Annotated in this window: 11 protein-coding genes and 2 pseudogenes; 2 read left to right on the top strand and 11 right to left on the bottom strand. The window is 62.0% G+C overall.

Annotated features, from left to right (window positions below):
* Positions 1 to 790: 790 nt before the first annotated feature.
* A pseudogene (locus DRF71_RS29580) lies at positions 791 to 1120 on the top strand (helix-turn-helix domain-containing protein); the annotation flags it as partial.
* 16 nt (positions 1121 to 1136) lie between these two features.
* On the opposite strand, the gene DRF71_RS29575 reads toward DRF71_RS29580, so the two are convergent.
* From DRF71_RS29575 to DRF71_RS26750, 5 genes and pseudogenes are all read right to left on the bottom strand, one after another.
* On the bottom strand, positions 1137 to 1355 hold the full coding sequence (locus DRF71_RS29575; RefSeq protein WP_408634573.1) for a helix-turn-helix transcriptional regulator: 219 nt from the start codon (positions 1353 to 1355) through the stop codon (positions 1137 to 1139).
* A gap of 26 nt (positions 1356 to 1381) precedes the next feature.
* A pseudogene (locus DRF71_RS26765) lies at positions 1382 to 1633 on the bottom strand (transposase); the annotation flags it as partial.
* A 50-nt stretch (positions 1634 to 1683) separates the two neighbouring features.
* Positions 1684 to 2841, bottom strand: coding sequence for a hypothetical protein (locus DRF71_RS26760; protein ID WP_157971300.1), 1158 nt, complete (start codon positions 2839 to 2841; stop codon positions 1684 to 1686).
* Positions 2842 to 2930: 89 nt separating this feature from the next.
* Complete coding sequence (gene groL / locus DRF71_RS26755) at positions 2931 to 4556, bottom strand: chaperonin GroEL (RefSeq protein WP_112313469.1); 1626 nt, start codon at positions 4554 to 4556, stop codon at positions 2931 to 2933.
* A gap of 54 nt (positions 4557 to 4610) precedes the next feature.
* Positions 4611 to 4925 (bottom strand): co-chaperone GroES, encoded by a 315-nt coding sequence (locus DRF71_RS26750; RefSeq protein WP_112313475.1) that lies wholly within the window; start codon positions 4923 to 4925, stop codon positions 4611 to 4613.
* A 297-nt stretch (positions 4926 to 5222) separates the two neighbouring features.
* On the opposite strand from DRF71_RS26750, the gene DRF71_RS26745 reads away from it, so the two are divergent.
* Entirely contained in the window at positions 5223 to 5501 is a 279-nt protein-coding gene (locus DRF71_RS26745) for an usg protein (protein WP_112313468.1), read from the top strand.
* Positions 5502 to 5679: 178 nt separating this feature from the next.
* On the opposite strand, the gene DRF71_RS26740 is transcribed toward DRF71_RS26745, so the two are convergent.
* The 6 genes from DRF71_RS26740 to DRF71_RS26715 all read right to left on the bottom strand — a co-directional run bounded on the left by DRF71_RS26740 (position 5680) and on the right by DRF71_RS26715 (position 14921).
* Positions 5680 to 8376 (bottom strand): cation-transporting P-type ATPase, encoded by a 2697-nt coding sequence (locus DRF71_RS26740; protein WP_112313467.1) that lies wholly within the window; start codon positions 8374 to 8376, stop codon positions 5680 to 5682.
* A 111-nt stretch (positions 8377 to 8487) separates the two neighbouring features.
* Entirely contained in the window at positions 8488 to 9402 is a 915-nt protein-coding gene (locus DRF71_RS26735; protein ID WP_112313466.1) for a carbamate kinase, read from the bottom strand.
* 3 nt (positions 9403 to 9405) lie between these two features.
* Positions 9406 to 10410, bottom strand: a complete 1005-nt coding sequence (argF, locus tag DRF71_RS26730; RefSeq protein ID WP_112313465.1) for an ornithine carbamoyltransferase — start codon at positions 10408 to 10410, stop codon at positions 9406 to 9408.
* A gap of 10 nt (positions 10411 to 10420) precedes the next feature.
* Positions 10421 to 11647 carry an arginine deiminase gene (arcA, locus tag DRF71_RS26725; protein ID WP_112313464.1) on the bottom strand — a complete coding sequence of 409 codons (1227 nt, stop codon included), beginning with the start codon at positions 11645 to 11647 and terminating at the stop codon, positions 10421 to 10423.
* Between the two features lie 15 nt (positions 11648 to 11662).
* A complete protein-coding gene (locus DRF71_RS26720) occupies positions 11663 to 13093 on the bottom strand; it encodes a YfcC family protein (protein ID WP_112313463.1) in 1431 nt (476 codons plus the stop codon).
* Positions 13094 to 13310: 217 nt separating this feature from the next.
* The gene (locus DRF71_RS26715; protein WP_112313462.1) at positions 13311 to 14921 is read right to left on the bottom strand and encodes a Na/Pi symporter; all 1611 of its coding nucleotides are present in this window, start codon (positions 14919 to 14921) and stop codon (positions 13311 to 13313) included.
* Position 14922 lies beyond the last annotated feature (1 nt).

The following is a 14922-nucleotide window of genomic DNA, read 5'->3' as shown; positions in this document are numbered from 1 at the left end:
GAAAGGCGCACATCACCCTGCAAGCGAATAACGCAACATGTATAACCGCCCCTTGCGCAAGAGGGTATTTTGGATCTTTTTGGCGCGTTGTCGGGTGCTGACATGTATCCGGCCTTTGATGCGGCCATCTCTTGCCGCGTGCCCGTATGGTGTTCGCAGATCAGGTCCAAATCAAACCCGCGTGCTCGGTGGCACGTGTTGCGTAACTGGTTTGCCTGATCCTGTCTCACGACCGTTGCGCCAAACGTCTCCTTGCCCTCTTCCGCTCCGACGTCTCTCGATGAGTTCCGCGACTACGTGGACCAACAGCTTACCTCGACGCAAAACTGGGATGAGCCCAGGCACAACTGGAATCTTGCAGGTCGAAGGCTGCGTGAGACGGACGGCGCTGATGCACCAGAAGCCCCGGCCACCAAAGGCACAGGAGCCTGACCGGCCCCCCGTCTAAGGGGCCAACGCGCCATCTTGCTCCCAACCCCCTGAAACCGATACACTCCTTTCAGGGACGCCACGCGTCGTCCCTGGGGCGTCGAAACCCCTGAACCCGTCGGTATTGACGTCGGCCGAAACGGCGCCGATTCCTTGACCATGCGGTCGGGGAGCCTGTGACGTATGTCCAGGCGCTCCGGTGCTAAAGGTCATAGGGACCGGACAGGTTCGGTTTTCCTCCCCGATCACCAGGGTGACAAGGATGGTTTGCGGGGGCGCACCGCAGCATTCGCTTCTGTTCGGTATAGGATAGGCCGAGTCGGGCGACGAATTCGACAACTTTGACAAACGCCTCGGTCGTAGACTGAAGGAACTGCGAACCAGCCGCCGCCTGTCACTCCCTGAGGTCGCGGCCGGGAGCGGCATCAGCTATCAGCAGCTGCAAAAATACGAGGCAGGACGAAACAGCCTTTCCGCCAGACGTCTAGCCAAGATTGCGATGCTATTTGATATAGACGCTCCTGCACTTTTGAATCCGCCTACGTCCAAAGATGATTGTGCGTCGCTGTCAGACTCGGAATCCACACAGCGCAGAGGCGAACGGGCTCGACTTCTAAAGGCATATTTTGCGCTACCGCAAGATGTGAGGCAGGCTTTTCTGAAACTGCTTGAAGGAGCAGGAAAACATTGAGCAAACGTCCGGACGTTCACTCGGTGCCGCAGCGGTCTGTTCGATTGACCTCGGCAACAGGAAGCGATGACGCTTCCGATATCGCCGGGCAAGCGAAGAGGATACCGACCAGCGTCGCCTGCCGGTCTGCACCCGTCTTCTCGAATATGTTGCGCAGATGGAAGGCGACGGTGGTTGCAGAGACGCCGAGGGCGGTCGCAATGGCCGCCGGTTTGTCTCCACTGGCGAGAAGCAGCGCAATCCGGGCCTCGGTCGGGGTCAGGTTGCCTGACGGGCCGTATCACCAGCCAGCCGCTTCTTGCCAGCTTCGAGGAATTCCTTCGACCAGCTGTAATACAGGCTTTGGGCGATCCCTTCCTTGCGGCACAGCTCCGCAATGCTGTCATCACCACGAAGGCCGGATAGAACGATCCGGATCTTCTCCTCGGACGAATGCAACTTGCGCGTCGCGCGCCGGATGTCCTTCACGACCTGCTCGGCAGGGGCCTTCGTTGTCACGGGCTTCTTCGTCATCTTCAACTCCAACTGGGGCAAAGATGAGCCGCAAGCCCTCCGCTACGCAATCACCATAAACTGTTCCATGGGCGCTGAGGGCGGACAGACAGAACGATCCGTGCCGCGCAACCAGGTGCCGCCTCGATAGTTTGGCCGCTGAGTTCAGCTTCTGCCGGTACATAGGCCGGATTCATCAGGTTCCAAAGCGCCGGCGCACGCGCGACTGCCTCTGCAGCCTCGGCGCAGCTGGGATAAGCGAGGGAAAGAACCACCTGTGCGCCGGTGGGTGTCGCGACCTCGGCCAGAATCGCACCGGAATAAGGCGGAAGCCCTGCGGCCATATTGGTCACTTCGGCCTCGAATGCAGCCTGTGCTTCTGCCTGTGTCTTGCCGATCAGAAATGCGGGGTCGATAGCCTGCGCTCCGACCGTGACCGGCGACAGGATCAGCGCCTGGATCACGCCCTCGCTCTCATGCTCGATCCCGGCCAGTGCGATGCGCCCGGGATCACTTTCCAGCGCAGTCGAGGTGGCACCGAGCACAGGCGCAAAATCAGCTGCCGTTCCGGCTTGCAACAGGGCCGCGTCACCTAAGGTCACGGTCGAGGTTCTGCCCATCGGGCCACGCCAGGGATCCGCTGCGTCAGCGCGGGCAAAGTCCATCGCACCCGGATCGCCATTCGCCAGTACGCCGGGAAAAAACCCGGCCGGCGCGAATCCATGGTCGGGCAAGACATCAAAGGCCGCCCTAGCTGTCGGGACATCCGCAAAGCCCCAGATCGCAATGTCCCGAGGCGCCTGGCCAAAACCAGCAAGACAGCGCAAATCGCGCAGGTCGATACCAGACTTCGCATGAAACAAGTCCGGATCCGCCCCTAACGATCCCACTGACCGAATATCACCACCCCAGGCGACCCCGCCAAAGTCCGCAGACGTCACAGTTCCACCCGCCGGCGCAAGCCTCGCAAGGCTGATATATTCGACATAGCCCTGCTCTGCCGAGGTGAAAACGGATTCTGGCAGGACCGTCATCAATGCCCGCAGATCGATATCTTCTGCGGCCCACGCTGCCGCCGGAAGCGTAGTCATCGCGGCCATTGCGATGACTGCACCGACCATTCTTTGCCTCGATGCCATGGAACTTCTCTCTGCTGCCGTAAAGTCGGGCAAGAGGCTGCAACCAACTCCTCCGGGATGCAAGTACGGGAAACCATTGCGCGTGTTCACAAATTGGCAGCCGAGGAATGCTCGGCGGAGCTGATGCGCGACCGTAAATCAGCCCGCCCCTATCACGGGGCGGGCCCAATTGCTTATCCTCAGAAGTCCATGCCGCCTGCGGGTGTAGGGGCCGCTGTTTCCTTCTTCGGCTTCTCTGCGATCATCGCCTCGGTGGTGATGAGAAGCCCCGCAACCGAAGCTGCGTCCTGCAGAGCAGTCCGGACCACCTTTGCCGGGTCAATCACGCCCTGCGCATAGAGATCGCCGAACTCACCGGTCTGGGCGTTCCAGCCCCAGGTCGGTTCGGAGCTTTCCCGCAGCTTGCCGACAATGACGGCCCCTTCGGTACCGGCATTGGCCGCGATCTGACGAACCGGGGCCTCGATGGCCTGTCGGATGATTTCGATGCCGTGTTTCTGGTCAGCGTTCTCGGTCGCGATACTGTCCAGAACCTTCGCCGCCCGCAGAAGCGCCGTACCACCCCCGGGAAGGATGCCCTCCTCGACGGCAGCGCGGGTCGCGTGGAGCGCATCGTCGACGCGATCCTTCTTCTCTTTCACTTCGACTTCCGTCGCACCGCCAACGCGGATCACCGCAACACCGCCTGCGAGCTTTGCCAGCCGCTCCTGCAGCTTTTCGCGGTCGTAGTCGCTGGTGGTCTCCTCGATCTGAGCTCTGATCTGGCTGACGCGCGCCTCGATATCGGCCTTGGTGCCTGCCCCATCGACGATGGTCGTATTGTCCTTGTCGATGACGACCTTCTTTGCACGGCCGAGCATATCGAGCGTGACATTTTCCAGCTTGATGCCCAGCTCCTCGCTGATCGCAGTGCCGCCCGTGAGGATAGCGATATCCTGCAACATCGCCTTGCGACGATCACCAAAGCCCGGCGCTTTGACCGCCGCGATCTTCAGACCACCGCGCAGCTTGTTCACAACCAGGGTCGCCAAAGCCTCACCCTCGACGTCCTCGGCGATGATCAGGAGCGGCTTGCCGGACTGGATAACCGTCTCAAGGACCGGGACGAGCGCCTGAAGGTTCGAGAGCTTCTTCTCATGAAGCAGCAAGTACGGGTCTTCCAGCTCGACCCGCATCTTGTCCTGATTGGTCACAAAATAGGGCGAGAGATAGCCACGGTCGAACTGCATGCCCTCGACCACTTCCAGCTCGGAGATCGCGGTCTTTGCCTCTTCGACCGTGATGACGCCCTCATTGCCGACTTTTTGCATCGCCTCGGCCAGGAAACCGCCGATCTCCGCATCGCCATTTGCGGAAATCGTGCCGACTTGGGCGATCTCGTCGTTCTTCGTCACCTTGCGGGCATTCGCTTTCAACTCACCGACAACGGCCTCGACCGCCTTGTCGATGCCGCGCTTGAGATCCATCGGGTTCATGCCGGCGGCGATAGCCTTCGCGCCCTCGCGCACGATGGCCTGCGCCAGAACCGTCGCCGTCGTGGTGCCGTCCCCGGCAGCATCATTGGTCTTGGAGGCAACCTCGCGCACCATCTGCGCGCCCATATTCTCGAACTTGTCCTCAAGCTCGATTTCCTTCGCGACCGATACACCGTCTTTGGTGATGCGCGGAGCTCCGAAGCTCTTGTCGATCACAACATTGCGCCCCTTGGGGCCAAGCGTAACCTTCACGGCATTGGCAAGGATATCGACGCCACGCAGCATCTTTTCACGGGCGTCAGAGTGGAATTTGACTTCCTTCGCAGTCATTTTCTGATTTCTCCTCTACAGGCAGTTTCTTCGACTGGATTGCAGGGGAAGGCCTCAGGCGGCCTTCTTCGCGGCGGCGGGCTGGTCGATGACACCCATCACGTCGCTTTCCTTCATGATCAGCAGATCCTCACCATCAAGCCGGATTTCGGTGCCGGACCATTTGCCGAACAGAATGCGATCCCCGACAGAGACGTCGAGCCGGATCAGCTTGCCGCTGTCATCACGGGCACCCGAGCCGACAGCCAGGACCTCCCCTTCCTGGGGCTTTTCCTTGGCGCTGTCGGGGATGATCAGGCCCCCGGAGGTCTTCTCTTCAGCGTCGATACGGCGGACCAGAATACGGTCATGCAGTGGACGGAACGTCATATCGTTCTCCTCTTGGACAAACAGATTTTGAGAGGTTCCACCGCTCCGGACCGGCCCGGAAAGACCGGGCCCAGAGCGGGGCCGCGCGACCCGTGAGGCGTCGCGCGCCACATGATTTTGGAAACCCGACAAGAGGTTTCAAGGGGTCAGGTCAAAAAAATATCACTCGCAACCCGCCGGTGCTAACAAACTGTATTCCCGCGACAAAAAATCGCGAGCGCCGCCCCAACATCTTGAAAATTCGCTCTGGCCGGGACAGCATGCCTCTGTCCGGGTTATCAAACGAAGGAGGATGATATGACCCGTATTCACGGACGCGAGCTCCGTATGCAGCTGAAAGGCTACGGCCTCACAACTGCGGAAATCCACTACCGGATGCCCGATCATCCCGGGATCCTTCAGACTTATGTCTGGCAGGAATATGATCTTGCTCCGGAGTTCCCGGAACTGCGAGGCTTTCTGGAATTCTGGGAAGCAAAACTTCACGGCCCGTTGCATTCGGTCCGCGTCGCACATCAGCATCTGATACGGCCATCAGAATGGAAAGCTGTTGATGGGATCATCTCGATACACTGACCCGGTATCGTCCGGATCCGGTATCGGAAAGCGGCGGAAGTATTTGCCTTGAGGCAAGTGACCGACAAGCGACAGGGGCAAGCAGATGGGCACCTTTTTACGACCTGCCGCCGGAGCCGCTTTAGTTGGCGCATCAGGTCGCAAAACAGGCTACCCGAAGCCAGGACGTGATTGAATGTCAGTCATTTCCAAGGCGGTCGCGCAGCAGGTACTTCTCTCCCTCCAGCAGGATCATCGATAGCACGCCGAGCATGAGGATCAGCACCCCGTCTTTGAAAGCGAGTGGCACCGAACCAAAAATCGTATTCATGAGCGGCAGGTAGGTGAAGGCGATCTGAGCCACCACAACAACCGCGATGGCCCCCAGCACAGGGCCGGTCCCCCTCACCCCGGTCAGGGTGAAGCTGCTCATATGCAGGTAGCGTACATTGAAGAGATAGAAGATCTCCAGCACCACCAGCAGATTGACGACCATGGTCCGTGCATAGTCCAGATCGCGGCCCTGGCCTTGCGCCCAGAAGAACAGGGCCAGCGACAATCCCATGAAAAGGAACGAGACAAAGAATATCCGCCAGACGAGAAAGCGTGTCAGCAAGCCGGACACCGCCCGACGCGGTGCGCGGCGCATCACACCGGGTTCGGGCGGCTCGAAGGCAAGCACCAGACCCAGGGTGGCGGCAAGGACCAGATTGATCCAGAGGATCTGCACCGGCGTCATTGGCAGGGCGAAATTGAACAGGATCGCCGCGATCACCGTCAGGGCCTCGCCGCCATTGGTGGGCATCGTCCAGCCGACAACCTTGCGGATATTGTCATAGACCGTACGGCCCTCATGCACCGCCGCAACGATTGAGGCGAAGTTGTCGTCCATCAGGACCATCTCGGCCGCTTCCTTGCTGGCCTCAGTGCCCTTGATGCCCATAGCGACACCGACATTGGCCTGCTTCAGGGCGGGCGCATCATTGACCCCGTCGCCTGTCATGGCGACGATATGGCCCTGCGCCTGCAACGCGCGGACAATGCGCAACTTGTGTTCGGGACTGGTGCGGGCGAACACTTCGGTTCTGGCGACAGCGCTGGCGAAATCCGCCTCTGACAGCTGGTCGAGGTCGTGGCCAGTCAGCACATTCGGTGCCCCGGCAATGCCAAGCTGTCGGGCAATGGCCTGCGCGGTGGCCGCATGATCGCCGGTAATCATTTTCACAGCGATACCCGCCCCGTGGCATTCAGCAATGGCGCGCTGCGCCTCCTCGCGCGGTGGGTCGATGAAGCCGCACAACCCGAGGAACACCAGACCCCTCTCGACATCTGCGAATCCAAGCGCCGTTTTTTCCATATCCACATGCTTCATGGCGAAGCCGAGGACCCGTTCGCCTTCTGCCGCCGCTTCGGTGATGCGGTCGGTCCAGAATCCCGCATCCAGTGGAACGGGACCGGCTGAGGTTTCCTGCCGGTCGCACATCTCCAGAATCCGTTCGGGTGCGCCCTTCACCAGGATCACGCCGCAATCGTCCAGCGGTACGCGGTGCAGCGAGGCCATGAAGCGATGCGCGGCATCGAAGGGGATCTCATCAAGGCGGGGACATTCCGCCCGTGCTTCCTCCGGATCCAGTCGCGCCTTCAGCGCCAGCGTGACCAGCGCCCCTTCCATCGGGTCGCCTTCAACCTGCCAGCTGTCGGCGCGCAGGCGCGCATCGTTGCAAAGCAAAGCAGCCCGCACCAGCGCGAGGCCCGGCCGGTGGCCGGCCTCCTGCTCATAGAGGCGCGCATTGCCTGGCGCATAGCCCGAGCCCTCGACCATCCGCGTCTCATCTGCTGTTACCACGCGGCGGACGGTCATTTCATTGCGGGTCAATGTGCCGGTCTTATCCGAGCAGATGACCGAGGTCGCGCCAAGGGTTTCAACCGCCGGCAGCCTGCGGATCACCGCCCGCCGCGCGGCCATGCGCTGGACACCAATCGCAAGGGTGATGGTAATGACCGCCGGCAGGCCTTCGGGCACCAACCCGACCGCAAGCGCGACCACGGCCATCAGCGCGTCTTCCCAGGCATAGCCACGCAAGATGACGGCAAAGGCGAACAGCAAAGCCGCACCGACGAATGCCACCAGGGTAAAACTGCGACCAAAGCCGTTGATCTGCCGCAGGAGCGGTGTCGTCAGGTCTTCGACCCCGCCCAGCAAGGTCGAGATGCGCCCGATTTGCGTGGAAAGCCCGGTGGCGACAACCACACCCGCACCTTGTCCGGTGGCGACCAGGGTGCCGGAAAAGGCCATGCAGGTGCGATCACCAAGCGCAGCACTCTCAGAGACCGGCTCTTCCTGCTTCGAGGCCGTGACGGATTCACCGGTGAGAATGGCTTCGTCGATAGTGAGGCTCCGGGCGCGCAACAGGCGCAGATCGGCGGGCACACGATCCCCGGCCTCGATCAGCACCACGTCTCCGGGAACGATCCGGGACATGGGCAGGCTGCTGCGCTGGCCATCGCGCAGCACCGTGGCCTGCGGCGCGATCATGTTGCGGATGGCATTCAGGGCGTTCTCGGCCTTGCCCTCCTGCAAAAAACCCACAATGGCATTGACCAGAACAACCGCAAGAATGACGCCAGCATCCACCAGATGGCCCAGGGCGCCGGCGGCCAACGCCCCGCACAGCATGAACCAGATCAGCGCATTGTTGAATTGCGACAGCAGGCGCAGCCAGATCGGTTGCGGCTTCGCGCCGGGCAATTCATTCGGCCCGTATTGAGTCAGGCGCTGCGATGCCCCGGTCGAGGTCAGGCCCTGCTCATCCGCGTTCAGAGCGAGGAGCACATCTGCAACGGTTTCCGAGAAAGCGGCTGATGGATCGGAATGCACCGTTTTTGTCTTGCTCATCACTGACCTCTGTCTTGCTGCGGGCTTGCCGCGATCAGGCGCATACCCGGCAGTTTCCACTACAATTCCGGATGCACCGGTCCAAAGAATGCCTGTCCGGAAGGGCGCGCGTCACAGGCCTGCAACAATTACAGTGCCCGCCTTGCCGAGAAGAATGCGGCTTGCATCCTCCAACCGTCCGATCCCTGCAATCCGGCCAGGCCTTGTCGCGAAACCATTGGCCGCTTCGATCTTCGGAGCCATCGAACCGGGCGGGAAATCCGCAGGATCCAGGGTGCCGGGGGCAGATTTGCGGATCGCGGCTGCGGAAGGCTTGCCCCAGTCACGATAGACCGCATCGACATCGGTGAGCATAAGAAAGGCATCCGCCTCCAGCTCTTCGGCCAGCAGGGCCGCGGCGCGATCCTTGTCGATGACCGCCTCGATCCCCTCAAGCCGCCCGTCGGTCTGACGCACCACCGGGATACCACCGCCACCTGTACAGATCACGGTCACGCCCGCCCCGGTCAGCAGCTGCAACGCGCCGATCTGGGGAATGCGTTTGGGCAAAGGCGAGGGCACCACGCGCCGCCATTTGCCGGGGCTTTCCTCGATCATCGGCCAGCCGTGATCCGCCCGTGCCTGTGCCGCAGCCGCCGCGTCATAAAGCGGGCCGATGGGCTTTTCGGGCCGGGCAAAGGCCGGATCGGCGGGGTCCACCTCGATCTGGGTCAGAAGTGTCGCCAGCTGTGCACCGGCCGGCAGCGCATTGGTCAGTTCCTGTTCGACCAGATAGCCGATCATGCCCACGCTTTCGGCACCAAGAATATCCAGCGGCCAGAGCGTTTCGCTGCTATAGGCCGCGGCCTGCAGGGCCAGAAGCCCGACCTGCGGGCCGTTCCCATGCGCGACCACCAGCTCGTGATCGCGCGCCAGATCCGCAAGCGCCACCGCCGCGCGGCGCACATTCGCGCGCTGCGCCTCCGGCGTCATCGGCTCTCCGCGCCTGAGAAGCGCATTGCCGCCAAGCGCCACCACCACCCGCATGGCTCAGGCCCCCCCGAGAGTGGCGACCAGCACCGCCTTGATCGTATGCATGCGGTTTTCGGCCTGATCGAAGACGATGGAGGCTTCGGATTCGAAGACCTCTTCGCTCACCTCCATGCAGTCGATGCCGAATTTCTGGTAGATCTTTTCGCCGATCTCGGTGTCGCGATTGTGGAAGGCGGGCAGGCAATGCATGAATTTCGCATGGGGATTGCCGGTTGCCTCCATGATCTGACGGGTGACACGGTAAGGGGTGAGTTGCTCGATCCGGCTGGCCCAGACCTCATCGGGTTCCCCCATCGAGACCCAGACATCGGTATAGACGAAATCGCAGCCTTGCGCGGCCTCGACCGGATCTTCGGTCAGGGTGATTTTCGCGCCGGTGCGGGCCGCGATCTCGCGGCAATGCGCGACAAGGCCCGCATCCGGCCAGCAGGATTTCGGCGCGCCAAGCCGCACATCCATGCCGATCAGCGCCGCCCCTTCCAGCAGAGAATTCCCCATATTGTTGCCTGCATCCCCAAGGAAACAGAAGGAGAGCTGCGAGAGATGCTTGCGGGTGAATTCCCGCATCGTCAGGAAATCGGCGAGGATCTGCGTCGGATGGAATTCATCCGTCAGCCCGTTATAGACCGGCACCCCTGACCATTGCGCCAGTTCCTCGGCCAGGGTCTGGCCAAAGCCGCGATATTCGATCCCGTCATAGACCCGGCCCAGCACGCGGGCCGTGTCCTTCATCGATTCCTTCTTACCGATCTGGGTGCCGGTCGGCCCCAGATAAGTGACATGCGCACCCTGGTCATAGGCCGCGACCTCAAAGCCGGTGCGGGTGCGGGTGGAATCCTTCTCGAAGATCAGCGCGATATTGCGGCCCTTCAGGCGCTGGTGCTCATAGCCGCCATATTTCGCCTGTTTCAGCGAGGCAGAAAGCTTCAGCAGAAAGCGGATCTCATCGGGGGTGAAATCACCGAGTTTAAGGACGCTGCGGCCCAGGAGATTGACTGGCATGATATCCTCCTTATGCCGGATCGCGGATCAGCGGGCAGGTCATGCAGTGACCGCCACCGCGACCCCGACCAAGTTCTGCGCCCGGAATGGTGATGACCTCGACCCCGGCCTTCCTGAGCTGCGTGTTGGTATAGGTATTGCGGTCATAGCCCACGACCACCCCCGGTTCGAGCGCGACAACATTGTTGCCGTCATCCCATTGCTCGCGCTCGGCAACATAGGAATTGCCGCCGGTTTCGACCACGCGCAGCTTTTTCAGGCCAAGCGCCTCGGCGGCGACCTCGACCAGCGAGCGGCTTTCTTCGCGGATGTCGAGCGTGCCGGGCTTTTCTCCGGGGCGGATTGAATAGGGCACTATCTTTGTGGCGACATCGGCGAAAAGCGTGACCAGATCGCGGTCGCAGAAGGTGAAAACCGTGTCGAGATGCATCGAGGCCCGGTCAACCGGCATCTTGCAGGCGATGACCCGCTCTGCCCCGCCCTGCGCGAAAAGGGCGCGGGCCAGCTGGCCAACGGCCTGGGCGGTGGTGCGCTCGCTCATCCCCACCAGCACTGTGCCATTGCCGATCGGCATCACATCGCCGCCCTCCAGTGTGGCTGCGCCGTGATCCTGGTCGGGATCACCCCACCAGACGCGGAAATCGGCATCGCGGAAATCGGGGTGGAAGCGGTAGATCGCGGCGATATTCACCGTCTCCAGCTTGCGTGCATTCCAGCGCATCGGATTCAGCGTGACGCCGCCATAGATCCAGCAGGTGGTGTCGCGGGTAAAAAGATGGTTCGGCAGCGGCGGCAGCACGAAATCCTCGGGCCGCAGGGTTGGGCCAAGCAGCCCGCCATCGGCCAGTGGCAGCTCGGCCCGGTTCATGCCACCCAGAAGGATCAGCGAAAGCGGATCGGCCTTCATTTCCATCATATGGGCGCGCAGTTCATCGGCGAGACCAACACCGACGCTGTCTTCACTGACGCGTCGCTCAAGCAGCCAGGCCCGGGCCTCGGGGATCTCCAGCGTCTCGACCAGCAGATCGCGCAGAAAGACCACATCGGCGCCGCGGTAGCGCATGGCATCGACGAATTCCATGTGATCGGCGCGGGCCTGTTTGACCCAGATGACATCGTCAAACAGCAGGTCATGGCAGTTCGACGGCGTCAGCCGCGACAGGGCGGCACCCGGACGGTGGACAAGAACCCGGCGCAGCTTGCCGATCTCGGAATGGACCCCATAGCTGAGTGTCATGTCAGGTTTCCTTTCTCAGGCGATCAGGGTGGCGATGCTGAGGCTCGCCATGATGATGATGGTCAGGATGAGGAGCAGCGGTGCCATGAATCGCAGCCAGCGCTCATAGGGCACCCGCCCGATGGCCAGGGCGCCCATCACCACCGCGAAAGTCGGGTTGATCAGATTCACCAGACCATTGGCCGACTGAAAGGCGGTAACGACCAGATCACGTCCGACGCCCGCGAAATCGGCGACAGGTGCCATGATCGGCATCGAGAGCACTGCGAGGCCCGAGGATGAGGGCACGAAGAAGGACATCAGCACCTGCAGCCAGTACATCACATTGATGAAGGCCACTTCGCCCAGGCCGCCGACCGACAGCTCGGCCCAGTGCAGCACGGTATCGGTGATCCGCCCCGCATCCATGATGACGACAATGCCACGCGCCAGCCCGATGATCAGCGCCACACCCAGAAGGTCTCTCGCCCCATTGACGAAGGCATCGACGAAATTCTTCTCGCCGGAGCGCGCGACAAAGCCCACGAGAATGGCGGCAGCAAGGAAGAAGGCGCTCATCTCGCCCATCCACCAGCCGCCTTTGACAACGCCCCAGACCATGATCAGGAAGCTTGCGCCAAAGATTCCCAGCACCAGCTTATGCGTCAGGGTGAAGTCGATCCTGTCGCCCTGATGCGCGCTGAGGAAATGCGCCTCATTCGCGGCCTTCATGTCATAGACCAGCGATTTCGTCGGATCCTGCCGGACCTTTTCGGCATAGCGCATCACATAGATGACCGAGACCAGCCAGCACAGGCCCAGGATCACCAGCCGCAACACAAGGCCTTTGGTGAAGGGCACCCCGGCCGCCTCTGAGGCAATGACGGTGGCAAAGGCATTGACGGTAGAGCCCAGCACGCCGATGCCGGCACCCAGCAGGATGATCGCCACCGCCGTCACCGCATCATAACGCGCCGCCAGCATGATCGGGATCAGCAGGACGTAGAAGGCAAGCGTCTCCTCGGCCATGCCATAGGTGGTGCCGCCAAAGGCGAAGACCGCCATCAGCACCGGGATCATCCATTTCTCACGCCCTTTCAGCGCCACCATCGCGCCGCCGATCCCGGCATTGATCGCGCCGGTCGCAGCAACCACACCGATGAACCCCCCGATCACCAGCACGAAAACCGCAACGTCGATGGCGTTGGCCTGATTGGTTGCCGGATCATAAAGCCCGGCAATCGGTGCCATCAGCACATCGGTGATGCCCTGCGGGTTCGCCTCGACCGCCGCATAGGTGCCCGCAACGGGGACATCGCGGTCCAGTGCCTCACTGTGGATACGCTCATACTGACCTGCAGGCACGATCCAGGTCATGGCCGCGACAAGGATGATCAGACCAAACAGAATGGTAAAAGCCGATGGGAAACGGAGTGCCCGCGATGTGGGCCTGTCCTGGTCGTCCATAATTACCTCCTCCGGGAAACCGATATGGGCTGGCAGGGCAGAGCCCGTCACTGGCCGAATGACCGCCCGGACACAGGGCGGCGCGCCGCCCCTGGGAAATTTCCGGGCAGATTTGCGGAAGCGCCGCAATCAGAAGATGTATAGATCGCAAGCCGGACACGTAAATTGATCTGAATCAACAAGTGATGACAAATCTGTTTCGAAGTCCTTCACACGATCAGCCAGAACCGGGCACGGCTCCGGCCAGTTGCTCCCGGTCAAGCCAGGGGATCAGAACCGACTGGATCTTGGCCACCAGCACGGCAAGGTCGGAGAGCGCCTTGCCATGGTTGATCGCCTGCTCGGCCTCGCGGAAATCAACGGTGCCATGGGCCATGCGGTCCAGCAGATCGGTCTTGATCTGCTCATAGGCGGTGCGGGCATCGGCAACCCGTGCCTCCAGCCGGTGGCGCAGGGCCGGTTCGACCGGGATCTGCAGCAGATCGCCCAGAACCATCACCTCTCTGGCGAGAGCGGCCTCATCCGGTTGCACCCGGGATTTCGGCGGCGGCGCCAAAGCCGCGATCTGGCGTGACATCTCATCCAGCCAGATCAACACCCGCAGACCATCGGACAGCACCGCCACCTGCGCAGGCGGCAGGGGGTTGCGCCCGACCTCGGCCAGCTGATCGCGCAGCCTCTCCCCCAGCGAAGCGAGATCCGCCAGCGCATCGGGCGGCAGCGCCTGGCCCTCCACCCTTGCGCGGGCCAGGGCGAAATACTCGCGCAGCAAACGTGAGAATTCCAGCGCGAGGGCCCGCAATGCCAGCTCCGGCAGCTGCGACAGGGTGGCATCGACATAGCGCGGCCGGTCGATCTCATCCTCTCCGGCCCGGAAGCGGGTGGTCAGGATATGCAGGAAGACCGGGTTCAGCGGGATCATCACCAGCGCGCCGATCAGGATGTAAAGCATGTGAAACAGCGCGAGGCCAGTGACGATATTCGCCTCGCCGCCGACAAGCCAGAGACAGAGCCACGCAAGGATCGGCAGGATCAGAACCGCCACCCCGCCCGCGAGGATGTTGAAAGCGACATGGCTGGTCGCGATCCGCTTTGCCGCGCTGGTGGCCCCGATGGCGGCGAAAGCGGCGGTCGAGGTGGTGCCGATACTCGCCCCGATGATCAGCGCCGCCGCCTGGCTGAAGCCAAGCGCCCCACCGGCGGCGGCCCCGAGGACAAGGGTGATTGTCGCACTGGAGCTTTGCGTCAGAAGGGTGATGGCAATGCCAAGGCCAACAAAAGCCGGGCGCTCCCACCCTGCCCCGGCAAGCGGTTCGGTCAGGGCAAGGATCTGCGGCGTCAGGCCGGAAAACGCCACCTGCAAAGTGCCGATCCCAAGGAAAAACGCGCCAAATCCCGCCAGCGCCTCGCCCAGTCCCGCCGCGCGTTCGCGCCCGCGCAGCAAAAGCCGTGCGATCATGCCAAGGCCCAGGAAAGGCAGCGCCAGCGCACCGATGCTGAACTTTGCCCCCATCAGCGCGACGATCCAGCCGGTCATCGTATTGCCAAGACTGGTGCCATAGATCACCCAGACCAGGTTGGCGAAACTCACGAGGCCCGCATTGGCGAAACCGATGCTTGCGACCGTCACCGCGCTGGAGGATTGTGTGAGGGCGGTGATCCCCGTCCCGACCGCGAAGGCGCGCAGGCGCGAGCGGGTGGCGAATTCCAGCCCCGAGCGCAGGGCCGGGCCCGCGGCCTGGGTCAGCCCCGCCGTCATCATCTGCATCCCCAGCAGAAACAGCCCGATCCCGCCCAGGAGCGAGGCCCAGATACCCGCGCTCTCCATC

The organism is Pseudogemmobacter bohemicus (assembly GCF_003290025.1).
GTDB lineage: Bacteria > Pseudomonadota > Alphaproteobacteria > Rhodobacterales > Rhodobacteraceae > Pseudogemmobacter > Pseudogemmobacter bohemicus.
This window is presented reverse-complemented; position numbering and strand designations above follow the sequence as displayed.